Source organism: Daejeonella sp. (assembly GCF_036405355.1).
In the GTDB taxonomy this organism is placed as follows: domain Bacteria; phylum Bacteroidota; class Bacteroidia; order Sphingobacteriales; family Sphingobacteriaceae; genus Daejeonella.
Genome location: NZ_DASWXT010000082.1, coordinates 21,369 through 45,911, shown reverse-complemented (window position 1 = coordinate 45,911; position 24,543 = coordinate 21,369). Strand labels below are relative to the sequence as shown.

Sequence of the window (24,543 nt, the reverse complement as noted above, 5' to 3'; positions counted from 1 at the left end):
TTATAAAACTAAAATAATTAGCAAAGCATAAAATAGATGAAAATTTTAATACTTAAAAATCTATATATCAGTATATTTACATCATTTATATTATGTTTAAATATAGCATCAGTTTTTGCGCAGATTTTTGATGCTGAACAGAACCCTCCCAGTGTAAAATGGATGCAGATCAGGACAGAAAATTTTCAGATCATCTACTCCGGAGAGCTGTCAGATGAAGCCCAGAGAATGTCAAATACCCTGGAACATCTGATAGACGGGGTCAGCAAATCCCTTAATAAAAGACCCCGGCCGATAACCATTATTCTGCAGAATCAAGGTGTCATATCGAATGGTTTTGTACAGCTTGCACCCCGGCGTTCGGAGTTCTACACTACCCCACCTCAGAACCTCGACTTCCAGGATTGGCTCAATGGCATGGCTATCCATGAACTCAGGCATGTGGTTCAATTTGATAAATTAAGCGGCGGACTTAAGGCTCCTTTTTTTGAAGAATTAGCCCTTGCCATTTTCGGAATTACCCTCCCTCCCTGGTTCTATGAAGGGGATGCTGTCGGCATCGAAACGGCCCTAAGTCATGCAGGTCGCGGAAGGCTCCCTGACTGGGAGTTAATTTTCAGAACAAATACACTAAGTACCCATCCTTACTCCTACTCAAAGAATTATTTTGGTTCACTCAGGGATCTGACACCGGGCTATTATCAGTTAGGTTATTTTATGACCACGAAACTAAAAAGGGACTATGGCAAGGAAATAATCGACAGCATTATGACAAGGATTAAGCAAAACCCTCTGAGACCTTACAGTCTTAGCAATTCGATTAAAAAATTTACCGGACTTAACAGCAAGATGCTTCATGACTCTACTATTGCTGAATTGAAGACACTCTGGCAAAAACAGTCCGCTGATCTGATACAGGTAAGTTATACTCCAATTAACAAAAGAAAAGATTCAATACCTGCCGACTATCTGCTACCGGCAAGTACTCCCAACGGTGAGATTATTGCTTTAAGGCAAAATCTGAGTCATACGCCTGCACTAATCCTTATCGATTCCGTAGGCAGTGAGCGCATACTTCGTAAAATCGGCTATCAAACTGAACCTAATTTCAGGTACGCCGCAGGAAAAATTGTATGGGATGAACTAAGATTTGACAAACGCTATGGAAAACGCTCTTATAGTGTGGTCAATATTTTTGATTTAGCGACTGATCAGGTTAAGCAAATCAGCCATAAAAGCCGTTTATTCTCTCCTAGCCTCTCTGCCGATGCAAAATCGATTGTGGCTGTAAAAATCAGCACATCAAACCTGTTCTCATTGATTGAGCTGAATGCTGAAAATGGAAGTGTCCTTCGGGAATATCCGGTTAAGGAGGGCTTAAGTTTGCAAAACCCGTCATACAATCAGCAGGGAGACCAAATCATCTGTGTTGTAATGAGCAAGGATGGTGCTGCCTTAATGGAATTCAAGAGGTCAGATAATAGCAATAAAATTATTACTCCATTTCATAGGCAACAGATTATGCGTCCGGTTTATGCCGGCAAGAACATTTTGTTCAGGGCTCATTACAAAGGCCTGAACAATATTTACTGCCTTACACCTGAATACGAGACCATACCGCTTACTTCGGCTCCCTATGGGGCTACATATCCGTCATATGACCAGAAGAGGAACAGGGTACTGTTCAATAATTATCAAATAAGGGGATATGATATAGTCAGCATACCCTTTGAATTACAAGAGAAACAAGAGAAAGATGCTGACACATTCATTGATTATGCATCACCGCTGGTTAGTCAGGAGGCAAACGCCAATATTCTCGACTCAATACCTCAAAAAAAATACCCATCCAAACCTTACAGGGAATTCAGTAATCTTCTCAATTTCCATAGCCTGTCACCTGTTGCCGAAAACAGTGATACTAACGATGACCTGAGCATTGGTCTTAAGTTCAAATCAAACAATAAGCTAAATACCCTCGATTTGTATGGAGCTTACCAATTTAATTCAGGATTAAGGAAAAGTGAATACCTTGCCGGATTCAGTTATAAACGCTTCTATCCTATTCTCGACATTAGTTATTCAAACAGGGCAAATTTGACCTATTCCCGGCAAAACAATCGTCTGGTTCCGGTTAGCTGGCGCGAAAACATAACGGAAGCTGAAATCAGCATACCTTTTAAATTTAATCGTCTTAACCGGAACTACAGCATGGGAATGAGAAGTTCAAGCAGCTTTACTTCAAGGTATGAAATTCAGAATAAGCCTACTAATTTTATTGAAAAATTGAAATTTCCGATGAAATATCAGTTTTACTTTAGCCGGAATGCCCGGCGAAGTGCCAGAGATCTCGCTCCAGCCTGGGGACAAAACTTTTCATTATCCTATTTTCATCTTCCCTTCCAGAATTTGCTTGATGGGTCGCTCTTGTCATTTAGAAGTGTATTTTATACTCCCGGACTTTTAAGCAATCATTCATTTCAGGCAAGTTTCAATTATCAGGAGAGCAGCGGAGCCTATGATTTTAGTGTGGAGATTCCAAGAATCAGCGGATACAGAAATTTAAGTTTAAATAGCCGCCTTAGAAACACTTTGTTGCTTGATTATCGTTTCCCGCTATTCTATCCTGATGCCGAGTTAGGCCCCATTGCTTATATTAAAAGATTGAAGGGTGGTTTTTTCGCTGATTTTGAGAATATAGGAAAAGGAAACCCGTTCCAGCCACGCACTTTCGGACTCGAGTTAAGCACAGATATGAATCTTATGCGATTTATGCTTCCAAATTTTGAACTTGCCGGTAAGCTGATCTTTGCGAGAGAGAATGCACTAAACAAGCCGATCTTTGAGCTTGGATTTGCATATGATTTCTAGGAATCAGGACAGATAATCCAACCAAACAAAATACTGGTATAAATTTTGAATCATAATACTCATGAGATTTTTCTAAGACTCGGAAGACAGAGATAATTTTATTAATTTCACTTGCAATTCCGATATTCACATAAATAAATTATTCACAGTATGACCTTTAAAACTATCTTCATAATCGTTGTCACGGTACTTGTGACTATCATACTCATGAATAATACCGATGAAGTTAGTTTTTGGATTTTCGGCGATGTGAGATTGTCTAAACTGGCTGTACTTGGTGTAATGTTCGGTCTGGGCCTGATAATAGGCTTCATGGCCGGAAGACCACGTAAAAGAATCAAAGCTGAGACTTTCAACACTGCCGAATCACTTCAGGATAAAGATTATGACTTTGTTAAAGATGATCCTAATCAGTTGAGCGATGAGGATCGTGATTATATCAGATAGAAGCAAACTGCCTTCATCATACATTCCATCTCCACTCCTTTAACCTGTTTCCTATTTCCCATTCCCTATTTCCTATTCCCTATTCCCTATTCCCCATTTAACCCCAAACCTCCCAATCATTTATCTATACCGATTCACATTAAAAGACTGATTCACAACGGTATTCCTTTTTTCAAAATTATACTTTAATAAAAATTTGTATCAAGAATGTTTCATTTCCTTAAATATTCATAATTTCACATTTCTTTTAAACTAAACCAGTAAATTATGAAACAAATCTCTACTCTATTATTTTTACCAATTTTATTGTTTCTAACCATAAGCGTCAATGCGCAGGTTAGGGAGATAAATGGTAAAGTTACCATCTCCGAAGACGGATCCAGTCTTCCGGGAGTAAGTGTAAGGGTTAAAGGTACCAGTATAGGGACTACCACGGGTCCTAATGGCACCTACCGTATTCAGGTTCCGGCTAATGAATCTATTCTTGTATTCACCTTCATTGGTTTTTCTGTACAAGAAGTTATTGTCGGCACACAGAGCACAATAAATATCGCTATGAATACCGACAGTAAACAGCTTCAGGAAGTTATTGTAACCACAGGATTTGGCATTAGCCGGCAGCAAAAATCGCTGGGCTATGCTGCGCAGGGGGTTAATTCTGAAGAATTGAACATTAACCGGCAGCCGAACATTCTGAATGCATTGCAGGGTAAAGTTGCAGGTGCAACAATCAGCAGTGTGGGTGGAGGTCCGGGTCAGGGTGCAAATATCCGCATCAGGGGTATCAACTCTATCGATGCATCAGCATCAAACGATCCTCTCTATGTTATTGACGGGGTACAGATTGATAACTCCACTTCTATACAGGGTGCTGGATCAGGAGCAAACGTACGTTCGGTAGGAAACAGGGTATCTGATATAAATCCTGATGATATTGAGACGATCAACATTCTTAAGGGAGGTGCTGCAACGGCGATGTACGGTCTGAGAGGATCAAACGGAGTTGTTTTAATCACTACCAAAAAAGGAAAAGGTAATGAAGTCAGAACTAATTTTTCGAGCACTTATGGTTTTGAAAACATTAACAAAACTCCTGCCATTCAGAAAGAATATACAGCAGGTATTTTAGGTGTCTATACTCCAATAGGACTTGGTCCGGCCTGGGGACCGACCATAGCAGAAGCAAAGGCTTTAGACCCTACTCATCCTGATTTTATTTACGAAAACTACAAAAATGCATTTGATACTGGCAGCCAGCTTAGAAACACAGTTTCAGTTACAGGGGGTTCAGATGCAGTAAAAATATTTTCATCAGTATCTCAGTTCAATCATGATGGAATGCTTCCATTTACAGATTTCCAGAATCTGTCTGCAAGGTTAAATACTGATATTAAAATTAGTCCAAAGATTGTAGCGGGTGTGAATTTAAGTTATAATAATTCAGGAGGTTATCGTTATGATGCCGACCGTTATGGTGAGAGCTTAACTTATTACTCTGGTCGCTGGGATGTGAGAGACTATATAAATGAAAATGGAACCCAAAAATACAGAGGAACCAATAATCCGATTTTCGGAGCAGCGACAAACAGATTGAAAGACAATGTGAACCGTTTCATCGCAGGTGCTAATGTTGGTTACGCCCCAACCTCCTGGTTAAATTTCAATTATCGAATGGGGGTAGATACCTATACAGATGCACGTAAACGTACCGCACCCGGAAGATTAGGTATACCAGGAGAAGCAGTTTATGATAATGCAGATGGTTTTGTAGGTGAATACCTAACTCAGTATCGTGCAATCAACTCCACATTCCTTGCTACTGCATCAAAACAAATCACAAAAGATATTAATGGAACACTGAGATTGGGTTATGAACTTTATGACAGAAGCACAAAAGATCATGGTATATTAGGTAGTGTATTAAGCATTTACAACGATTTCAGATTGATGAATGCAAAAACTCTTACTTTAAATCAATCCTTAAATCAGTATCGCTCGAATGGTTTCTTCGGAGAGGCAACTTTTGATTATAAGAATTACCTTTTCTTAACCTTAACAGGACGTAATGACATCACTTCTACCCTTTCTTCAGATAACAGATCATTCTTTTACCCATCTGCCAGTTTGAGTTATGTATTCTCTGACAATGTCAAACTACCTGCATTTATTGGTCAGAGTAAATTGAGATTGTCTTATGCACAGATTGGTAAGGATGCAGCACCTTATTCTACATCATCCGGTTTCTCAAACTATTCAGGATTGCCCGTTGGTACAACAGGTCTTACTATGTCTTCAAACCTTGGGGATATCAATTTAAGACCTGAATTTACAGACACCTACGAAGCAGGGCTTGAAATGGCATTTTTTAAAAATCGCCTGAGTTTTGATTTTACTTACTATTACTCTTTAAGTAAGGACCAAATCACACAGGCTCAGATCTCCTCCACAACAGGTTATGTAACTGCATCAATCAATGCAGGTTCTATCCGTAACAAAGGTATTGAGCTTGTTTTAGGTGGAACACCAATCCAAACAAAGAATTTCACCTGGGATGCATCACTTAACTTTTCTGCAAACAGAAATAAGGTAATGAGCCTTAAAGAAGGTTTGACTGAAATTATTTATGGTGCAGCTACAGGTGGTTATATCAACTCACCGGTACAGTTCAAACTGATCCCTGGAGAGCCTTATGGCAATATTTATGGCTCTTATTATCTTCGCTATTATGGAACGGATGTGGAAGATCCAAACCGTACCGATAAATCAAAACCTTTATTAATTGGTGCTAACGGTTTCCCTATTTCATCACTTACGAAAAGAAAATTATTGGGAAATTCACAACCAGATTGGATCGGTGGATTATCTAATAACTTCACTTACAAACGATTAAGTTTGTCAACATTGATTGATGCGCGCTGGGGCTTTGAAAAGTTCAACAGACTTGAAAACTTTAATTCAGCATTTGGTATTGCAGATTATACTGTTAATCGCAGAAGCTATTATACCTTCCCGGGAAATCTAGCTAATGGCACCCCAAATACAAAACAAGTTTGGTTAGGACAGTCTATGGGACCTGATGGTGTAAACTATGGTGAAGGTTATTACAGACTTTACCACAGATCACTTTCTGAGCCATTTGTTCAGGATGCCTCCTGGATTCGTTTACGTTCAGCAAGTCTTTCGTATTCATTACCCTCAAAATGGTTGCCTAAAAAAGCAATCCGTAATGCATCTGTATCGGTTACAGGTAATAACTTGCTTTTACGTACAGATTACTATGGATTGGATCCGGAATCCTTATCTGCGGATAGCGGAAGTAACGTAGATGGTTCTGCAGGTATGACCTATCCTGCTGCAAGAACATTCCTGTTTTCACTTAATGTTGGCTTTTAAAGAATATGAAAATGAATAAATTATATAAAAATACCCTGATCATCTTAGCCACATCCGTACTTGCCTTACATGGCTGCGGAAAGGAGTATTTTGATGAGCTTAGTACCAATCCTAATCAGGTAACTAACGCTACACTCCCGGCTCTTCTGGCTACCTCAACGAGTAAGGCCGGAATCAATTCCTATACTGTCGCTAGCAATACATCAGCTTATGTACAGTATACCGCCAATCCTACCGCTGCTGCTGCTAGCGATATCTATGAAACTATTGATCATACCAGTATGTGGGATAACCTCTATTTCGCAATGGCCGATGTGAATCAGATGAAAAAACTTGCAGCTAGCCAGAGCTCCAGTGAATATCTGGGGGTAGCGAATGTTTTACTTGCCTATAATCTGATGCTCGTCAATGACCTTTGGGGAGCAGCTCCTTATTCAGAGGCATTTAATCCAAGTAATTTTACTCCGAAATATGATACTGAACAAGCAGTATACGCTGCAACAGTATCACTTATTAACGAGGCGATTACTGAACTGGCGAAAACTACTGCGACTGTTAAATTAGCCGCTGCGAGTGACCTGATCCATGCAGGAGACCGTGCTAAATGGCTTAAAACAGCTTATGCGCTGAAAGCCCGCCTTTTGATTAAGGCCAGTAAAACTACCACCTTCAATGCTGCATCTGTGTTAACAGCAGTAGGAAGTTCATACACATCAAATACAGACGACGCTGGCATGGCTACTTTTGTCCTGCGTAATAACTGGGCAACTGTTTCCAGAAATAATGCGGCTTTAAGTCTTGGGGGATGGTTATCAGAACAATTTGTTGATCACCTGAACGGAAAAACTTATGGTCTGTTCGATCCAAGAATCAAGAAAATTACCGATGTGACTGTTGTTCCGGGAAACCCAACCTATCCTGCCTATATTGGTACAGTAAATGGTGCAGGAAACCGGATCAATCCCCCGCATAACAATACGGTAAAAGATGAGAACTATATTTCCAATAGCTCTCCCTGGACTAGCGATACCGCTCCATTATTGATTGTAACTTTTGCCGAATTGAAATTCATCGAAGCTGAAGCAGCATTAGCTACAGACCCCACAAGAGCATATACTGCTTACCTGGCCGGAATCAAAGCTAACATGGATAAATTACTGGTACCTGAAAAAGAGCGAGATGCATATCTTGCAGACGGTCGGGTTGCAGTTGGTGCAGCTAATCTTACCAAAGACCTGATCTTTAAAGAAAAATATGTCGCTACTTACCTGAATCCTGAAGCATTCAATGATGTACGCAGAAATGATTTCAAGTACAAGGATTTCACTTTGCCACAAAACGCAGTGCTGACTTCCTTTATCAGAAGACTTGATTATCCATTAGGAGAAAGAAGCAAAAATGGTGCAAATGTTCCTGCCGGAGTAGCAAGAACTACTAAATTATGGTGGGATTTATAATTAATCTGAGCCAATAAAAAGAAAGCCCTAACTTCGGTTGGGGCTTTTTTATGTCCATTAACATTGTTTTAAGACAATTTATATCTTGAAACCCTATTCATTTCTGAAAAATAATAATCTATGAAAAAGCAGTTTGTTTTTATTGTCCTGTTACTTAACCTAAGCATTCTCTCTTCACAAATTAAAGCTCAATCATTTTCGGTAGAAAGTATCTTAAGTTATCCATTTCCTTCCGAACTTGTCAGTAGCTCAGGAGGATCTAAAATTGCCTGGGCGATGAATGAAAAAGGCTTGAGAAATGTCTATGTAGCTGAAGGACCAGATTTTACCCCGAGAAAATTAACTGCCTATACTAAGGATGATGGTCAGGAGATCAGCAGTCTTTCGATCTCTCCGGATGGGAAATGGATTGTATTTGTTCGTGGTGGTGATCATGGTTCAAGGGAAGCTAGTGTACCCGTACAAGCCGCTTTCGACCCTCTTGGAGCAAAGGTACAGGTTGTCAGTATTCCTTTTGACGGAGGGAAGCCTATCGTCCTTGCAGAAGCCGATTATCCTGAAATTTCACCGAATAGCGAAAAGGTAAGCTTTATAAAAGGCGGACAGGTCTGGTCTGCAGCAATAAATGGTTCTGCGCCTGCCAAAGCTCTTTTTTATGCCCGGGGTTCTATTGGATCGGTCAGATGGTCGCCTGATGGTTCAAAATTAGCTTTTGTATCTTCCAGGGGCGATCATTCGTTCATTGGCATTTACACAAACGATGAAACTCCCATAAACTGGATATTGCCATCATTTTCAAGGGATGCATCTCCAAGATGGTCTCCCGACGGGCAAAAACTGGCATTTATCAGAACCCCTGGTTCCGGCGGAGCGCCTGATTCTATCTTCGCAAGAAAACATCAGCCCTGGGCGATCTGGACGGCAGATATCGCAGCTGGCACCGGGGAGCAAATATGGAAAGCTCCAGAGACTCTTGAAGGCTCATTCCCATCCACAGAAGGCGGCACAAACTTAATGTGGGCAAAAGCCGAGAGGATCGTGTTCGTATCATTCCAGGATAGCTGGCCCCACCTGTATTCAATTCCTGCAAAGGGAGGCAAAGAATTGCTGCTAAGCCCGGGGAATTACATGGTAGAACATATAAAATTAAGTCCTGATGGCAATTCACTCATCTTTGCCGCAAATACCGGTAAAGACAAATTCGATCTTGACCGAAGACATATTGGCAAAGTCAGTATCGATCAACCGGGAATTGAAATCCTGACCCAGGGAAACGGGATCGAATCAAATCCTGTGTTTACAGGTGATCAGAACACGATTGCTTATTTAAGTTCAACAGCACAAAGACCTGTTCTGCCTGCAGTGATGAATGCTAATGGGAAATTTCACAGGGTATTATGTGAGGATTTGATACCTGCAGATTTTCCACAAAAACAACTGGTTAGCCCTAAGCATATTACTTTTAAAGCTCCTGACGGCCAGACTGTTTACGGACAATTGTTTGAACCAAAAAACCGCTCATCAGCTAAAAGACCAGCTATTGTATATGTCCATGGCGGACCACAAAGGCAAATGCTTCTTGGATGGCATTTCATGGATTATTATTCGATCGATTATGCACTGAATCAGTATCTGACAAGCTTAGGATTTACAGTTCTGTCGGTCAATTACAGATTGGGAATCGGGTATGGTTTCAAATTCCAGAAAGCTATAAACGCAGGCGCTTTAGGTGCTTCAGAATATCAGGATGTTAAAGCAGCGGGAGAATGGCTTGCTGCACAGCCAGGTATAGATCCCGAAAGGATCGGTATTTATGGAGGTTCCTATGGTGGATTCCTGGTCGCACTGGCTTTGGGAAAGGATTCAAAGCTATTTGCTGCCGGGGTTGATATACATGGAGTAAATAATCGTTTTAGCGGTGCAAATTCAAGTTCCAGAGCGCTTGCTCCGGATGCCGAATTAGCAGAACAGGCGATGATCAGATCTTCTCCTGTTAGCTATCTGGATACCTGGACCTCCCCTACTTTGATCATTCATGCGGATGATGATCGTAATGTTTCTTTCAGTCAGAGTGTGGATTTAGCCAGACGATTTGAAGACAAAAAATTCGCCTTTGAATACCTTGCAATTCCTGATGATACACATCATTGGATGAAATTCAACAATGCACTGAAGGTAAGTGAGGTTACTGCGGATTTTTTGAGGCGAAAACTGATGAAACGATAAGGATTAGTTGAGAGTGGAGAATTGAGAGTGGAGAATTATTAGCTTCATTATCAATTCTCCACTCTAAATTATCAACTTTATACATAATAAACTTTATTTTCCTTCTCCAGTTGCGGCAATTTCAGAGGCTCCTTAAATATTCCGTATACTGATGAACCACTTCCGCTCATTGAGGCGTAAAGAGCACCGGCCTCATACAATGCAGCCTTTATTCGGGGAATCGCAGGATATTTTGAAAAGACTGATGGCTCAAAGTCGTTTTTGATATTTAATTTCCAGTCCTCTATTGGAAGTTTGATCAGCCTGCTTAAGGGAGCAGAAACCGGAGCAGCCTGAACGCCCTGGTAAGCTTCTGCGGTCGAAACCTGCACATCAGGCATTACCAATACAAAAAAATACTTGCTCAGATCCAGATCCAGAAGACTCAACTGATCTCCTTTTTCAATTGCATAAGCCGGCTTATTCTGAATAAAAAAAGCACAATCAGAACCAATTTTAGAGGCATATTGCTCCATTTTGGAGTTTTCCATTCCCAGACTGAATTTTTGATTCAGTAGCCGGATGAAAAATGAAGCGTCAGAAGACCCGCCTCCCAATCCGGCACCAATTGGAATATGTTTGTGTAAATGAATATTAACAGGAGGCAGTTCAGTAAAATCTTTTTTAAGCAAATGATAGGCCTTCAGACAAAGATTATCATCAGCACTCCCCGGAATATTTATGCCAGATGAACTAAACTTTAGTTCATCAGCCTCAATCACCTCCAGAGCATCTTTGATTGCGAGTGGATAAAAGATCGATTCCAGATTATGGTAACCGTCTGGACGCTTACTGATAATATTTAAGCCTATATTAATCTTAGCAGTCGGAAAAAGAATCATATTGTGAACATACTGATATATTTATGAACAATTTTAGGATGCCAAAATTACATTTATTTTATTTGCACTTAAGTTGTAAGTATTAAGTTAAAAGTTGTAAGTAATGAACTTTTTAACTTCAGACAACAGGCAATAGACAACAGATAACCAAATCATGAAACAATATCACGAGTTGATGCAGCATGTTCTGCAAAACGGAACCCAAAAGCATGATCGCACAGGAACCGGTACGATCAGTGTATTTGGCTACCAGATGCGCTTCAATCTTCAGGAAGGATTTCCGCTAGTAACCACCAAGAAAGTGCACCTGAGGTCTATTATTCACGAATTGATCTGGTTTTTGAAGGGTGAAACCAATATTAAATACTTAAAAGATAATGGGGTTAGTATTTGGGATGAATGGGCTGATGAAAATGGTGAACTTGGACCTGTTTATGGCTCTCAATGGCGCTCATGGCCAACACCTGATGGCGGACATATTGATCAAATTACACAAGTAATCAAACAGATCCGCAATAATCCTGATTCAAGACGCTTAATTGTGTCTGCGTGGAATGTTGCAGAAATTGAAAATATGGCGCTTCCACCCTGCCACAGTTTCTTTCAATTCTATGTTGCAGATGGTAAGTTAAGCTGCCAGCTTTATCAGCGCAGTGCCGACATATTTTTGGGGGTTCCATTTAATATTGCCTCATATGCCCTCCTGACCATGATGGTAGCACAGGTTTGCGGATTGGAAGCCGGGGATTTTGTACACACCTTTGGAGATGCACATCTTTACAATAACCATCTGGAGCAAACCAGGCTGCAATTAAGCCGGGAATGCAAACCACTACCGGTAATGAAACTAAATCCGGAGATTAAAGATATTTTTGAATTTCAGTTTGAGGATTTCAGTCTGGAAAACTATGACCCGCATCCCCACATAAAGGGAGCTGTAGCTATCTAATCTAAGCATATGAATATTAATCTGATTGTTGCCATTGACGAAAAGAACGGAATTGGCAAAAACAATCTCCTACCCTGGCATCTGCCGGCTGATCTGAAACATTTTAAAACGATCACTACCGGGCATCCGATTATTATGGGAAGAAAAACCTTTGATTCTATCGGGAAAGCCCTGCCAAACAGAAGAAATATCGTAATAAGCAGACAATCCGGATTGGTGATTCCAGGAGCTGAATTATGCAGTTCATTGAATGATGCAATTGAATTATGTAAAGACGAGAAAGATGTATTTGTGATTGGGGGAGCACAAATATTTGAACAGGCACTTCCTCTTGCTAATGTACTTTACCTTACTATTATTCATCAGGATTTTGATGCTGATGTATTTTTCCCCGTTATTAACATGAATGAATGGACTGAGCAAGAAAAAATTCTTCATGAACCTGATGAAAAGAACTTATATTCTTATAGTTTTATCAAATACAAAAAAGCCTGAATTTCTGCCGTAATTTTCTGTGTTAAAGAATTATTCCAAAAAACAAAAATTTAGTTAGCTTTGGCGTCTTAACCAAAATAGGCTTAAATCAACATTAATAGACAATTAAAATAAAATGCAAGGTAAAGGATTAGTAAAATTCGCAGCAATAGCGCTCACTATAGCGTGTTTGTATTCCCTCTCGTTTACGTGGATAGCGAATAAAGTTGAAAAAGATGCACAGGAATTTGCAAAAGGCAATGCTGTAAAAGAGAAAGTTTATCTTGATTCAGTTGCCTCATTACCAGTGTTTAGCAGCCTGAGTTATATCACCTATCAGTACGCAAAGGAACGTGAAATTCCACTTGGACTTGACCTAAAAGGTGGTATGAACGTTACCATGGAGATCGCATTGAGTGATATGGTTCGTAACCTTGCAAATAACAGTACTGATGCAAATTTCAATGCAGCAATCAAAAATGCTGAAGTTGCTATGGCAACAGGTGAAAGTGATTTCATTGGGGTTTTTGGCAGAGAATTCGAAAAAATTAGTCCGAACACGAAATTATCACCATTATTTGCAACAAAAGAGAATTCTGCAAACCTGAAGATTGATGCCAGCAATGAGGATGTTTTAAACTTTCTGAGAAAATCTGCAGATGGTGCAATCGACCTGTCATTCAATATTCTCCGTACCCGTATTGATAAATTTGGAGTAACTTCTCCTAACATTCAAAAACAACAGGGAACAAACCGCATTCTGATTGAACTTCCTGGTGTTACAGATCCGGATCGCGTTCGTAAATTACTTCAGGGATCAGCAAAACTTGAATTTTGGGAGACCTACGATAATGCTGAGATCTTTAGTTTACTTCAGAATGTGAACAGTATTCTGGCGTCAACTATTAAATCAACAGATACTTCGAGCGCATCTGTCGCTCAGGATACAAGTAAAAGTAAGCTTGCAGCTTTAGGTAAGAAAGACAGTTCTGCTGTTGACAGTGCAGCTGCTTTGAGTAAAGTACAAGCCGAACAGGCAAAACAAAATCCATTGTTTGCACTTTTAAATCCTGCAACTTATCAGGGACAAGATGGTCAGGTTAATTTACGCCCTGGACCAGTTGTTGGCTATGCTGCTTTAAAAGATACTGCAAAAGTAAACTCATACCTTTCTTCTGCAGCTGTCAGAGCTGTTATCCCACAGAATATCAGATTATTCTGGGGAGTGAAGCCTATGTCAGAAGAGAGTAAGGTATTTGAACTTTATGCTCTTAAAACCAGCAATTTAGGTGGCGGACCGGCATTAGAAGGAGATGTGATTTCTGACGCCCGTTCTGATTACGATCAAAAAGGAAATCCTGAAGTTGTCATGGTTATGAACGCGGATGGTGCAAGGGCATGGCGTTCAATTACTGCTGCTGCATCAGCTGATCCAAATAATAAAAAAAGTGTTGCTATTGTACTTGATAATCTGGTTTACTCTGCTCCTACAGTTCAGGGAGAAATTCCAAACGGAATTTCATCAATCAGTGGAAGTTTTAAAGTTGAAGACACTCAGGATCTTGCAAACGTTTTGAAAGCAGGAAGATTACCTGCTCCGGCAAAAATCGTAAGTGATTATGTTGTTGGTCCATCATTAGGAGCAGCATCAATCTCTGCAGGTTTAATTTCTACCATTGCTGGTGTCATCTTTATTCTACTATTTATGGCAATGTATTATAGTACAGCCGGTTTAGTTGCTAACATTGCTTTATTGGTAAACTTGTTCTTCCTGATGGGCGTACTTGCATCCTTAGGTGCTGTATTAACCTTACCGGGTATTGCAGGTATCGTTTTATCTCTGGGTATGTCTGTAGATGCTAACGTACTGATCTATGAAAGGATCAGGGAAGAGCTCGCAGAGGGAAAATCTGCAAGATTAGCAATTACTGAAGGCTTCAAAAAAGCAATGCCTTCTATCCTTGACTCAAATATCACCACTTTCTTAACAGGTGTAATTCTGTACATATTCGGACAGGGGCCAATTGTAGGTTTTGCTACTACGCTGATGATCGGTATTATCACTTCCCTGTTTGCAGCAATATTCATTTCCAGACTGGTATTTGAATGGTTACTTGACAGAAAAAAGCCTATCAGCTTCTCAATTAAAGCAACACAAAATTTATTTAAAGATTCCAAATTTGACTTCATCACCGGCAGAAAACGTTTTTATATCCTTTCATCCGTAATAATCGTTGCCGGAATCATCTCTGCCTTTACCCAGGGCTTCAGCCTTGGTGTGGATTTCCAGGGTGGCAGAGCTTATTTTGTTGCATTCGACAAACCTGTTGAAGTTGAAAATGTTCGTTCTGTTTTAGTTGATGAATTTGGTACAGCGGTTGAAGTAAAAACCTTTGGTTCTTCCAATCAGGTTAAAATTACTACTGCCTACCTTATCAACGACAACTCAGATCAGGCAAACGACCAGGTTAGCTCAAAATTGGCATCCGGTCTTAAGAAAATTAATCCTGTATATGAGATAAAGGATTCACAGAAAGTGACACCTACAATAGCCGAAGACATTAAAACCTCAGCTATTTACGCTACAATATTCTCTATACTGGTCATCTTCCTGTACATCTTGGCACGATTTAAAAGAATGGCATTTGGATTTGCAGCAATTCTGGCACTTGTTCACGATGTGCTCGTATTACTGGCAATCTTCACCATATTTAATGGCTGGTTACCTTTCTCACTGGATATTGATCAGGCATTTATAGCAGCGATATTAACCGTGATGGGCTATTCAATCAACGATACTGTGGTTGTATTTGATAGGGTACGTGAATATATCGGGCAGCACCACTCCAAAAACGAGGATCTTCCTTCAGTAATCAATAACGCTCTGAACAGTACTTTAAGCCGTACTGTAATCACAGGTATTTGTACTATTGCAGTATTATTGATTATCTTCATCTTTGGTGGAGAGATATTAAGAGGATTCTCTTTCGCTATGTTAATCGGTGTTATCTTCGGAACATATTCTTCCCTGTTCGTTGCAACGCCATTTGTTGTAGAATTCATTAAAGATAAAGACAAAGCAAAGGCTTAATATTTTTTTTAGAAATATTTTAAAAGCATCCACCCCCGGGCGGATGCTTTTTTTTTGTTTAATAATTAATTTATTCAGATATTTGTCATACTAACAATACGTATGGCAACAGAATTATTCAGCACCTATTCCTATCTGCTTGATCGCACAGCACGAAAAGTAAAGCAATATGCCCAACGCCGCTTTAATGCTGAAAACTACGATATCACAGTTGATCAATGGTTAATCATAAAAAACCTGAACAATGATAACGATATGAATCAAAGTCAGTTAGCTGAGATCACAGGTAAGGATCATCCAACCCTAACCCGTATTATCGATCTCTTATGCAAGAAAGGTCTCACAGAGAGAAAGATTCAGCCGAATGACCGCCGATGTTTCACCATTCACCTTACCGAACTGGGTAAACAGCGGGTTGCAGAGTGGAGCCCAAAAATGGCTGAGATCAGAATGAAAGCCTGGCAGAATCTTACAGAAGAAGATTACAAGAATCTGAAGCGTATCCTGGATACGATTTATACGAATCTGGACGAACAGGAGAAACTTTTACCCGAATTATAGACAAACATTAGCACAATTTATATTAAAATGATTTCAACAGACATTTGCATAATCGGAGCCGGTCCTGTGGGACTGTTTGCCGTATTTGAAGCCGGACTATTAAAAATGAGATGCCATCTGATTGACACACTACCGCAGATTGGCGGACAGTTATCAGAAATTTATCCTCAAAAGCCCATATATGATATACCCGGATATCCTGAAATTAAAGCACAGGAACTGGTTGAACGTCTGATGGAACAGATTGCCCCTTTTGATCCAGGATTTACTCTGGGTGAACGTGTAGAATCACTTGAAAAGCAGGAGGATGGTTCCTTTATTGTCGGAACAAATGATGGAACCCAGGTACATTGCCAGGTCGTGGTGATTGCCGGTGGCCTGGGTTGTTTTGAGCCACGCAAACCAGAAATTCAGGGATTACTTGACTTTGAAGGCAAGGGCGTGGAATATATGGTTAAGAAGCCTGAAAACTTCAGAGACAAAAGGGTTGTATTGGCAGGTGGTGGTGATTCTGCACTCGACTGGACCATATTTTTGGCTGATATCGCCGAAAGAGTAACACTGATCCACCGTGGTGATACATTCAGAGGTGCCCCAGATTCAGCAGAAAAAGTTCATGAGCTGGCCAGCAAAGGCAAGATCGACCTAATCCTGCAGTCAAACCTGCTGAGTGTTGGTGGTAATGGCAGTCTGAAAGAAGTATCATTCATTGGGCGTGACCAGGTTACGCGAACAGTTCAAACGGATTATTTGATCCCTTTATTTGGTTTAAGTCCGAAACTGGGTCCGATAGCCGGCTGGGGACTGAATATTGACAAATCTGCGATACAGGTTGATACTTTTGACTATTCCACCAATGTGGAACGCATCTATGCCATTGGAGACATAAACACATATCCCGGTAAACTGAAACTTATACTATGTGGCTTTCACGAAGCAGCATTAATGGTACAAAGTGCCTTCAAATATGTATATCCCGACCAGAAATTAAGTTTTAAATACACTACTGTATATGGTGTAAACGCATTCTAAAATGATCAACATTACAATTGAAGACAGAAACGGGGAGCAGCAGCCCATTGAGATTCCAGAAGAAATAAGCCTGAGTTTAATGGAGGTTTTAAAGGCCTCAGATTATAATATCCTTGCAACCTGTGGTGGGATGGCTTTATGTGCCACTTGTCATGTCCAGGTTCTCAAAGGTCTTGATAATCTTCCGCCAGCCGGAAATGAAGAAATGGACATGCTCGACACCTTACCTGATGCGGGATTTGACAGCAGACTTGCATGCCAGATCAGAATAACCGAGAATCTTAATGGCATGATTTTTCGAATCAGAGGGGATGAACTTTAATTCTTATAAAATAAATTCAAAGAATAAAAAACGGTGCTATGGAAAAACCTATGAATAAATCGACTGCATTTCCCAAAGTAATAATTATTGGCGGTGGATTTGGTGGAATTGAGATAGCCAAACGTTTAAAAGACAAGGAAGTTGAAATTATTATGCTCGACAGGCATAATTACCATACCTTTCAGCCCCTTCTTTACCAGGTGGCTACAGGTGGCCTTGAAGCTGATTCTATTGCCTTCCCTCTGCGGAAAATATTTAAAAATCAGAAAAATTTCACATTCAGGGTAACCGAAGTGGAGCGCATTGAGCCTGAAAAAAAGCTTGTACTTACAACAATTGGCGAAATTGAATATGATTTTCTGATAATTGCCACTGGTTCTGATACGAATTATTTCGGACAGAAGGAGATTGAGCATTTTTCGATGCCGATGAAAACTATTCCTGAAGCATTAAACCTCAGGAGCATGATTCTTCAGAATCTTGAAGAAGCTTTAATTGAATCTGATCCGGTAAAAAAGAGTGCCCTCCTGCAATTTGTTGTCGTTGGAGGAGGTCCTACCGGTGTGGAGTTATCAGGTTCCCTGGCAGAATTAAAAAAACACGTACTACCAACAGATTATCCGGAATTGCGTGTTGAAGATATTAAAGTCTATCTGATTGAAGGTTCACCCGAATTATTAGGCTCAATGTCGCCTCAGGCATCCGGAAAAGCAAAAGTTTTTTTGCAGAAACTAGGTGTTGAGGTATTCACAGATCTGAGGGTTGAAAGCTATGATGGGAATGTCATTAAACTTTCTAACGGACAGTCAATTGACACTAAAAATGTCCTCTGGTCGGCAGGAGTTAAAGGAGCAACACCTTCTGGATTGAAAGAAGAATCAATAACCCGTGGAAACCGAATCCTTGTAGATGAATTTAACAGGGTGAAGGCAGAAGATCATATTTTTGCTATTGGCGATGTGGCTGCATGCATTAGTCCTGAAAAACCGAATGGCTTACCAGGGGTAGCTCCGGTAGCTATCCAGCAAGGTACCCAACTGGCAAAAAACATCATCCATATCATTAATAATGAAGAACCTGAGCCATTTAAATACTTCGACAAGGGTTCTATGGCCACTGTGGGGCGTAATCTTGCGGTAGTTGATATTGGAAAAATCCGCTTTCAGGGTATTTTTGCCTGGTTTGTCTGGATGTTTGTACATCTGATGTCGCTGGTTGGATTTCGGAATAAAGTTGTCACCTTTGTAAACTGGGTCTGGAGTTATTTCAGCTATGACCGTGGAACAAGGCTCATCATTCGAAGGTTCAGCAGGGAATCGATGACTGAGGATACTTATTCGAAGTAATACCGTTCAGGATCAAATCCGGAATAACAAGATTGTGCTATCGGGACTTTTAAAGGAGATAACTTTCAATGACAAAACTGATCGAATGTCCGCGTGACGCCATGCAGGGAATTCATGATTTTATTCCCACTGAAATCAAAGCTGAATATATCAATCTGCTCTTACAGGTAGGATTTGATACGATTGACTTTGGGAGTTTTGTTTCAGAAAAAGCCATCCCACAGCTAAAAGACACCAGTGAAGTACTGGACAAACTGAATCTCAGTGAGGGAAAAACAAAGCTTCTGGCAATTGTTGCCAATCTGAGAGGAATTGAGGAGGCTATAAAACATCCGCAAATCTCTTATTTGGGATTCCCCTTTTCAGTTTCTGAAACATTCCAGCAGCGAAATACCAATGCCGGAATTGAAACATCCTTACTTATGGTTGAAAAATTACTTAATCTTTGTGAAAAGTCTGGAAAGCAAGCGGTTATCTATCTTTCAATGGGCTTTGGAAATCCTTATGGAGATCCATGGAGTAATGAAATCGTAGAACATTGGGCTGCTGAACTGGCAAAAAGAGGTGCCAGTATTCTATCATTAGCCGATACAACAGGGGTCTCCAGCCCTGAAAAGATCAGATATCTGTATCCACACCTGGTATCCTGCTTTCCGGAAATCGAATTTGGAATTCATCTACACAGTACCCCATCTACGTGGCACGAAAAAATAGAGGCCGCCTGGGGCAGTGGCTGCAGACGATTTGATAGCTCACTGAAAGGCTACGGAGGCTGCCCGATGGCATCTGATCATCTCACAGGAAATATCGCAACAGAGAGCCTTATTTCGTTTCTGGAAGCAAAAGGTGAAGATCATGGGCTTGATCTGGAGAAATGGAATGAAGCAATGGAATATTCTTCGAAGGTGTTTTATTAATTGACAGTTGACAATTGACAATGAGATTTGACGTTTAACTCAAATTCCAGCTTTAAGCTTTATGCTTGCTGCTTTAAGCTTGGAGAGTCATTTTAAAATGCTGTATCCCCGCCTCCTCAAACTGTTCACCTGCCTTTTTAAATCCGAATTTAGCATATAATGGCATTGCGTCAAGTTGTGCGTGCAGATAAACATACTCAGCATCCCCGGGAAGGTCATTTAAAACTGCAGCCACCAGTGCCTGTCCCATTCCATTTCCTCTGAATTCTTTTAACACGGCAAAACGCTCAAGTTTGTATCCTTTTTCAGTTTTCCGCCAGCGCGAAGCACCCGCAGGAGAACCATTGAACTTAGCAAGAAAATGTATGGACTCATCTTCAAATTCCCATTCCAGTTCGGGTGGGCAATTTTGCTCATCAACGAACACTTTTCTCCGGATGGCAAAAACCTGCTGAAGATCTGCTTCATTTGCAACCTTTTCAACTTTAATCTGATCTTCCATTTTCCTGAAATTATTTAAGCAAGATAAAGGGCCTTTCTATATAGAAAAGCCCTTTAAAATAGTTTATAGTCTGTCGTTGACGTTAATACAATTGAGGTCTTCAAATGCCTTGGTCAGTCTTTTGACAAAATTATCCTCCCCCTTTCGAAGCCAGACCCGCGGATCGTAGTACTTTTTATTTGGAGAGTCCTCCCCTTCCGGATTACCAATCTGGCTTTGGAGGTAAGCCTCTTTCGACTTGTAATAATCTTTTATTCCTTCCCAGAATGCCCATTGCATATCTGTATCAATATTCATCTTAATAGCACCATAGGATATCGCCTCACGAATTTCTTCCTGTGTGGATCCTGAGCCACCATGGAACACAAAATTCACAGGTTTCTCTGCACTGATATTGAACTCAGAACGAACAAAATCCTGAGAATTCTTCAGAATAACCGGCTGTAATTTCACATTGCCAGGCTTATAGACTCCATGCACATTTCCAAAGGCAGCAGCAACAGTAAATTTCTCACTGATGGTGCTCAGTTCCCTGTAAGCATAAGCAACTTCAGAAGGCTGAGTATACAATTTTGCACTGTCTACATCACTGTTATCAACGCCATCTTCCTCTCCGCCGGTTACTCCCAGCTCAATTTCAAGAGTCATCCCCAATCCCTTCATCCGGCTTAAATACTTCTTACTGATCTCAATATTTTCTTCAATCGGCTCTTCAGACAGATCAAGCATATGTGAAGAATAAAGTGGTTTACCGTATTGCGCAAAAAACCGTTCACCATGATCCATAAGTCCATCAATCCAGGGTAAAAGTTTCTTGGCTGCATGGTCTGTATGTAAAATAACGGCTACTCCATAATGCTCGGCCAGAAGATGGATATGTTGTGCCGCAGATACTCCTCCAAGTATACAGGCATTTAAATTATCGTTATTCAGGGACTTGCCGGCATAGAACTGAGCTCCTCCGTTTGAAAGTTGAATAATTACAGGGGAATTAACAGCCTTTGCTGTCTCCATTACGGCATTGATTGAATTTGTACCAATTACATTAACCGCTGGCAGGGCAAACTGATGTTTTTTGGCCACTTCGAATAATTCCTGAACAGCGTCACCATGTAAAACCCCTTTAAATTCTTTTAAACTCATGATTTTAGTTTTTTATAAGATGATCGAAATTATGAAAAATAGCCTCAAAATCAAGCAATGAGCTTAATTATTATATCCATTTAAGGATAAGTTTTATTCTATCATTTTGAAGGGCATTGCTTTCTTAAAATTTTTGTTTCTTTGTAGGCTATACACAAATCCGAAATGGCCTGGTTTAAGAGAGAAAAAAAGGGGATTATAACTTCCACAGAGGAGAAGAAAGAAACACCCGATGGGTTGTGGAATAAATGTCCGTCATGTAAGAAACCACTGCATTACGCAGAGCAGGTAGAAAATAAATACGTTTGCCAATACTGTGCCTATCATTTACGCATCGGCTCAAAAGAATACTTTGAAATTCTTTTTGATGACAATGAATTCACTGAATTATTTCCAAATATACGATCAGCTGATCCTTTGAATTTTACCGATACTAAAAAGTATACAGACAGGCTGGAAGAAAGTTATGTAAAAACCGGCTTAAACGATGCAATACGATCTGCTTCGGGTAAATTAGCCGGGCAAAATCTGGTAATAGCCTGTATGGACTTTAATTTTATTGGAGGTTCAATGGGTTCTGTTGTTGGTGAGAAGATCGCCCGTTCTATTGATTTCAGCATCAAGCATAAGATTCCATTCTTGATGATCTCAAAATCGGGTGGGGCAAGGATGATGGAGGCTGCTTTTTCACTTATGCAAATGGCAAAAACCTCAGCCAAATTAGCACTATTAAGCAAAGCTAAGATCCCATATATTTCATTACTGACTGATCCGACAACAGGTGGAGTTACCGCCTCCTATGCTATGCTTGGCGACATTAATATTTCAGAACCCGGCGCTTTAATTGGTTTTGCCGGTCCGAGAGTCATCAAAGAAACCATCAAAAAAGATCTTCCTAAAGGTTTCCAAACCTCAGAATTCGTTCTGGAACATGGATTTCTGGATTTTATTGTGGACAGAAGACAAATGAAAGCCAAACTAGGATCTTTCCTGAAGATGCTCAGCTAATTATATTACAATCCTTATGAACTTAAAGCTGGCCACGATTATTTCGTGGCTTTCTGCATTTTAGGCAATTTTCAATTCTTGATAATCACGCCAAATTAGCCCCTGATAATGGCTAAAGCCGATACTCCCCCTTTTCTTATCCGTGCTGGTGGGTATAGAAAAATACCCTTAGGATGGGATTTTAGTTGACTAAACTACAAACGACCTTTAGTTTATTCAACAAAAAGAAATAATCAAATGAAAATTAATTACATCCCTCTCATTTTACTGATGATAATTTCATCAGCATTAAATGCACAATCGAACAAATTTGGTGTCAAATTCAATTTCGGAACTTCATTTTCAAAACCGATGGACGATATCGGTAAAGTAGCAACCAAAGGTAACGAGATGCAACTATTTACAAGTCTTGAAGCCTCCTACCACATCAATTACTCAAAAAAGGATAATTATGGTTTCAGACTGGCTGGAGTTGTAGGTACTGACAATGCAAATTTCCGGGCAAATGATTTCTCAACAGAAGTCAAGGTGTTTGTCCCTAACTTCAGAGCCCGCATTTATCCATTCACCTATAACAAGCATATGGAAGATGGACTTGAGAAAATTCTGCCGGGAAAACTTCCATTTCTGATTCAAATTCCGGCTTTTTTTGCCATTGCATCTGTACTGAACGGACTCCATTTTGATGTGGGATATGGAAAAGGTGATATTCTTGAAACAGCTTATTCCTCATCTACATTTCAGGATGCTAGAGTTAAAAGAAACATGAAATTCAGCGGATGGGGATTACAACCCCAAATATTCCAGTCGGATTCTGAGAAAATGACTCTTAATGCGGTTTTTGATACTGGAAAATATAAATGGACCAATGCAAATGGAGGAACCTCATCCTTTAAAAGCAATCATATAGGATTTGGAGTACAATATCTATTCTGATCCTCATTACCAAGGCCTGAATCACTATTTAAAAAACTATTTTTTTAATATAATTATGAAGAAACTATTTACTGCAGGATTGCTTCTTATGAGTGGCATTTCCTTTTCCCAACCAAAATACAGAACATCAGATTTTAAACTTTCGCCTGATGTGGCAAAATTCGAATTAATGGAATGCACTTACGATGAGGAACTTGAATCCTATTACGTAAGCAAAAAACAAACCATTTTGTTTGAGAAAGGTCTGGCTAAAAGAATTGATGAACAATTCAACTATCTTTTTTTGGTATCAAGTAATACTGAGTTCCAATACAATGGAGATCAACTTGCAATGTCAACCCAAAAGGGTGATGCCGGAACCTCAATAGATAAATTCAAATATCAAAACGGAAGATTAATTGAAATATTGACAGAGGGGAAAGATCCTGTAAAAAAGACTTTTGAATATGATGCCAGTGGGAACTTAATAAAGGACTTTACCTATAAGGGAAACAATCTGATTTTAAGCAGTGTTTATTCAGAACATAATGGCAAGGGAACATACCTTATGAAATCAGTTGAGTTTAAAGACAATAAGGAAGATGGCACTATTGAAAGCAAGTACCTGAATGGCAATCTCATCAGCAAAAAAACCATTTCACCTTATTATCAGGAAACTTTAGCTTATGAGTATGATAAATATGGCAATATTACTTCCGAAATAATAGACGGAAAGGCTCACACAAGCAGTTTCGTGTATGATGAAAAGGGAAATGTATTGAAAGCAAAGGTAACAAAGCCCGGATTCGAACCCGGCGATCCAAGTGTGAATTATTTCACTTTCAACAGGATTACATTCACCAATGGAAAAACAATTGGTTCAATAGAATACGATAAGAAGTTTATTGGAAAGTTTGAATAAAACTGTTAGTTCAAAAATCTCACTATTGCAATTTCAAAATTGATCAGCCAATTTCAATCGAAATTGGCTGATCAAAAATTAAACTC

19 protein-coding genes are annotated in these 24,543 nt (G+C 39.9%); 16 read left to right on the top strand and 3 right to left on the bottom strand.

Annotated elements, in window-relative coordinates:
* The first annotated feature begins 36 nt into the window (after positions 1 to 36).
* The 5 genes from VGE44_RS10455 to VGE44_RS10435 all read left to right on the top strand — a co-directional run bounded on the left by VGE44_RS10455 (position 37) and on the right by VGE44_RS10435 (position 10,394).
* A complete protein-coding gene (locus VGE44_RS10455) occupies positions 37 to 2,871 on the top strand; it encodes a hypothetical protein (RefSeq protein ID WP_331078708.1) in 2,835 nt (944 codons plus the stop codon).
* A gap of 150 nt (positions 2,872 to 3,021) precedes the next feature.
* Positions 3,022 to 3,318 carry a hypothetical protein gene (locus tag VGE44_RS10450; protein WP_331078706.1) on the top strand — a complete coding sequence of 99 codons (297 nt, stop codon included), beginning with the start codon at positions 3,022 to 3,024 and terminating at the stop codon, positions 3,316 to 3,318.
* A 267-nt stretch (positions 3,319 to 3,585) separates the two neighbouring features.
* Positions 3,586 to 6,711 carry a SusC/RagA family TonB-linked outer membrane protein gene (locus VGE44_RS10445; RefSeq protein WP_331078704.1) on the top strand — a complete coding sequence of 1,042 codons (3,126 nt, stop codon included), beginning with the start codon at positions 3,586 to 3,588 and terminating at the stop codon, positions 6,709 to 6,711.
* Between the two features lie 11 nt (positions 6,712 to 6,722).
* Positions 6,723 to 8,168, top strand: coding sequence for a SusD/RagB family nutrient-binding outer membrane lipoprotein (locus VGE44_RS10440; RefSeq protein ID WP_331078702.1), 1,446 nt, complete (start codon positions 6,723 to 6,725; stop codon positions 8,166 to 8,168).
* Positions 8,169 to 8,288: 120 nt separating this feature from the next.
* Positions 8,289 to 10,394 (top strand): S9 family peptidase, encoded by a 2,106-nt coding sequence (locus tag VGE44_RS10435; RefSeq protein ID WP_331078700.1) that lies wholly within the window; start codon positions 8,289 to 8,291, stop codon positions 10,392 to 10,394.
* Positions 10,395 to 10,471: 77 nt separating this feature from the next.
* Here the strand turns inward: VGE44_RS10435 and ispE are convergent, their stop codons facing one another.
* On the bottom strand, positions 10,472 to 11,275 hold the full coding sequence (gene ispE, locus VGE44_RS10430) for a 4-(cytidine 5'-diphospho)-2-C-methyl-D-erythritol kinase (protein WP_331078698.1): 804 nt from the start codon (positions 11,273 to 11,275) through the stop codon (positions 10,472 to 10,474).
* Between the two features lie 154 nt (positions 11,276 to 11,429).
* Between ispE and VGE44_RS10425 the strand changes: the two genes are divergently transcribed.
* The 8 genes from VGE44_RS10425 (at position 11,430) to VGE44_RS10390 (ending at position 19,967) form a co-directional block, all read left to right on the top strand.
* Positions 11,430 to 12,224: a thymidylate synthase gene (locus tag VGE44_RS10425; protein WP_331078696.1), complete on the top strand. Its 795-nt coding sequence runs from the start codon at positions 11,430 to 11,432 to the stop codon at positions 12,222 to 12,224.
* 9 nt (positions 12,225 to 12,233) lie between these two features.
* Positions 12,234 to 12,719, top strand: a complete 486-nt coding sequence (locus VGE44_RS10420) for a dihydrofolate reductase (protein WP_331078694.1) — start codon at positions 12,234 to 12,236, stop codon at positions 12,717 to 12,719.
* Positions 12,720 to 12,834: 115 nt separating this feature from the next.
* On the top strand, positions 12,835 to 15,789 hold the full coding sequence (gene secDF, locus VGE44_RS10415; RefSeq protein ID WP_331078692.1) for a protein translocase subunit SecDF: 2,955 nt from the start codon (positions 12,835 to 12,837) through the stop codon (positions 15,787 to 15,789).
* A 102-nt stretch (positions 15,790 to 15,891) separates the two neighbouring features.
* Positions 15,892 to 16,350 carry a MarR family transcriptional regulator gene (locus VGE44_RS10410; RefSeq protein WP_331078690.1) on the top strand — a complete coding sequence of 153 codons (459 nt, stop codon included), beginning with the start codon at positions 15,892 to 15,894 and terminating at the stop codon, positions 16,348 to 16,350.
* A gap of 27 nt (positions 16,351 to 16,377) precedes the next feature.
* Positions 16,378 to 17,382 carry an NAD(P)/FAD-dependent oxidoreductase gene (locus VGE44_RS10405; RefSeq protein WP_331078688.1) on the top strand — a complete coding sequence of 335 codons (1,005 nt, stop codon included), beginning with the start codon at positions 16,378 to 16,380 and terminating at the stop codon, positions 17,380 to 17,382.
* Position 17,383: 1 nt separating this feature from the next.
* Positions 17,384 to 17,704 (top strand): 2Fe-2S iron-sulfur cluster-binding protein, encoded by a 321-nt coding sequence (locus VGE44_RS10400; protein ID WP_331078686.1) that lies wholly within the window; start codon positions 17,384 to 17,386, stop codon positions 17,702 to 17,704.
* A gap of 38 nt (positions 17,705 to 17,742) precedes the next feature.
* The gene (locus VGE44_RS10395) at positions 17,743 to 19,050 is read left to right on the top strand and encodes an NAD(P)/FAD-dependent oxidoreductase (protein ID WP_331078684.1); all 1,308 of its coding nucleotides are present in this window, start codon (positions 17,743 to 17,745) and stop codon (positions 19,048 to 19,050) included.
* A gap of 68 nt (positions 19,051 to 19,118) precedes the next feature.
* Positions 19,119 to 19,967: a hydroxymethylglutaryl-CoA lyase gene (locus tag VGE44_RS10390; protein ID WP_331078682.1), complete on the top strand. Its 849-nt coding sequence runs from the start codon at positions 19,119 to 19,121 to the stop codon at positions 19,965 to 19,967.
* A gap of 73 nt (positions 19,968 to 20,040) precedes the next feature.
* On the opposite strand, the gene VGE44_RS10385 is transcribed toward VGE44_RS10390, so the two are convergent.
* Both VGE44_RS10385 and fbaA read right to left on the bottom strand, forming a co-directional pair.
* On the bottom strand, positions 20,041 to 20,469 hold the full coding sequence (locus VGE44_RS10385; protein WP_331078680.1) for a GNAT family N-acetyltransferase: 429 nt from the start codon (positions 20,467 to 20,469) through the stop codon (positions 20,041 to 20,043).
* A gap of 63 nt (positions 20,470 to 20,532) precedes the next feature.
* On the bottom strand, positions 20,533 to 21,612 hold the full coding sequence (fbaA, locus tag VGE44_RS10380; RefSeq protein ID WP_331078678.1) for a class II fructose-bisphosphate aldolase: 1,080 nt from the start codon (positions 21,610 to 21,612) through the stop codon (positions 20,533 to 20,535).
* A gap of 165 nt (positions 21,613 to 21,777) precedes the next feature.
* Between fbaA and accD the strand changes: the two genes are divergently transcribed.
* From accD to VGE44_RS10365, 3 genes are all read left to right on the top strand, one after another.
* Entirely contained in the window at positions 21,778 to 22,620 is an 843-nt protein-coding gene (gene accD / locus VGE44_RS10375; RefSeq protein WP_331078676.1) for an acetyl-CoA carboxylase, carboxyltransferase subunit beta, read from the top strand.
* Between the two features lie 237 nt (positions 22,621 to 22,857).
* On the top strand, positions 22,858 to 23,556 hold the full coding sequence (locus VGE44_RS10370; protein ID WP_331078674.1) for a hypothetical protein: 699 nt from the start codon (positions 22,858 to 22,860) through the stop codon (positions 23,554 to 23,556).
* Between the two features lie 55 nt (positions 23,557 to 23,611).
* Positions 23,612 to 24,457: a hypothetical protein gene (locus VGE44_RS10365; protein WP_331078672.1), complete on the top strand. Its 846-nt coding sequence runs from the start codon at positions 23,612 to 23,614 to the stop codon at positions 24,455 to 24,457.
* The last annotated feature ends 86 nt before the right edge of the window (positions 24,458 to 24,543 follow it).

Coding starts and splice junctions, on each gene's coding strand:
- VGE44_RS10405 (WP_331078688.1), top strand. CDS start 16,378: ATGATTTCAACAGACATTTGCATAATCGGAGCCGGTCCTGTGGGACTG.
- VGE44_RS10370 (WP_331078674.1), top strand. CDS start 22,858: ATGAAAATTAATTACATCCCTCTCATTTTACTGATGATAATTTCATCA.
- VGE44_RS10445 (WP_331078704.1), top strand. CDS start 3,586: ATGAAACAAATCTCTACTCTATTATTTTTACCAATTTTATTGTTTCTA.
- VGE44_RS10385 (WP_331078680.1), bottom strand. CDS start 20,469: ATGGAAGATCAGATTAAAGTTGAAAAGGTTGCAAATGAAGCAGATCTT.
- accD (WP_331078676.1), top strand. CDS start 21,778: ATGGCCTGGTTTAAGAGAGAAAAAAAGGGGATTATAACTTCCACAGAG.
- fbaA (WP_331078678.1), bottom strand. CDS start 21,612: ATGAGTTTAAAAGAATTTAAAGGGGTTTTACATGGTGACGCTGTTCAG.
- VGE44_RS10440 (WP_331078702.1), top strand. CDS start 6,723: ATGAATAAATTATATAAAAATACCCTGATCATCTTAGCCACATCCGTA.
- VGE44_RS10400 (WP_331078686.1), top strand. CDS start 17,384: ATGATCAACATTACAATTGAAGACAGAAACGGGGAGCAGCAGCCCATT.
- secDF (WP_331078692.1), top strand. CDS start 12,835: ATGCAAGGTAAAGGATTAGTAAAATTCGCAGCAATAGCGCTCACTATA.
- VGE44_RS10395 (WP_331078684.1), top strand. CDS start 17,743: ATGGAAAAACCTATGAATAAATCGACTGCATTTCCCAAAGTAATAATT.
- VGE44_RS10365 (WP_331078672.1), top strand. CDS start 23,612: ATGAAGAAACTATTTACTGCAGGATTGCTTCTTATGAGTGGCATTTCC.
- VGE44_RS10390 (WP_331078682.1), top strand. CDS start 19,119: ATGACAAAACTGATCGAATGTCCGCGTGACGCCATGCAGGGAATTCAT.
- ispE (WP_331078698.1), bottom strand. CDS start 11,275: ATGATTCTTTTTCCGACTGCTAAGATTAATATAGGCTTAAATATTATC.
- VGE44_RS10450 (WP_331078706.1), top strand. CDS start 3,022: ATGACCTTTAAAACTATCTTCATAATCGTTGTCACGGTACTTGTGACT.
- VGE44_RS10420 (WP_331078694.1), top strand. CDS start 12,234: ATGAATATTAATCTGATTGTTGCCATTGACGAAAAGAACGGAATTGGC.
- VGE44_RS10410 (WP_331078690.1), top strand. CDS start 15,892: ATGGCAACAGAATTATTCAGCACCTATTCCTATCTGCTTGATCGCACA.
- VGE44_RS10425 (WP_331078696.1), top strand. CDS start 11,430: ATGAAACAATATCACGAGTTGATGCAGCATGTTCTGCAAAACGGAACC.
- VGE44_RS10435 (WP_331078700.1), top strand. CDS start 8,289: ATGAAAAAGCAGTTTGTTTTTATTGTCCTGTTACTTAACCTAAGCATT.
- VGE44_RS10455 (WP_331078708.1), top strand. CDS start 37: ATGAAAATTTTAATACTTAAAAATCTATATATCAGTATATTTACATCA.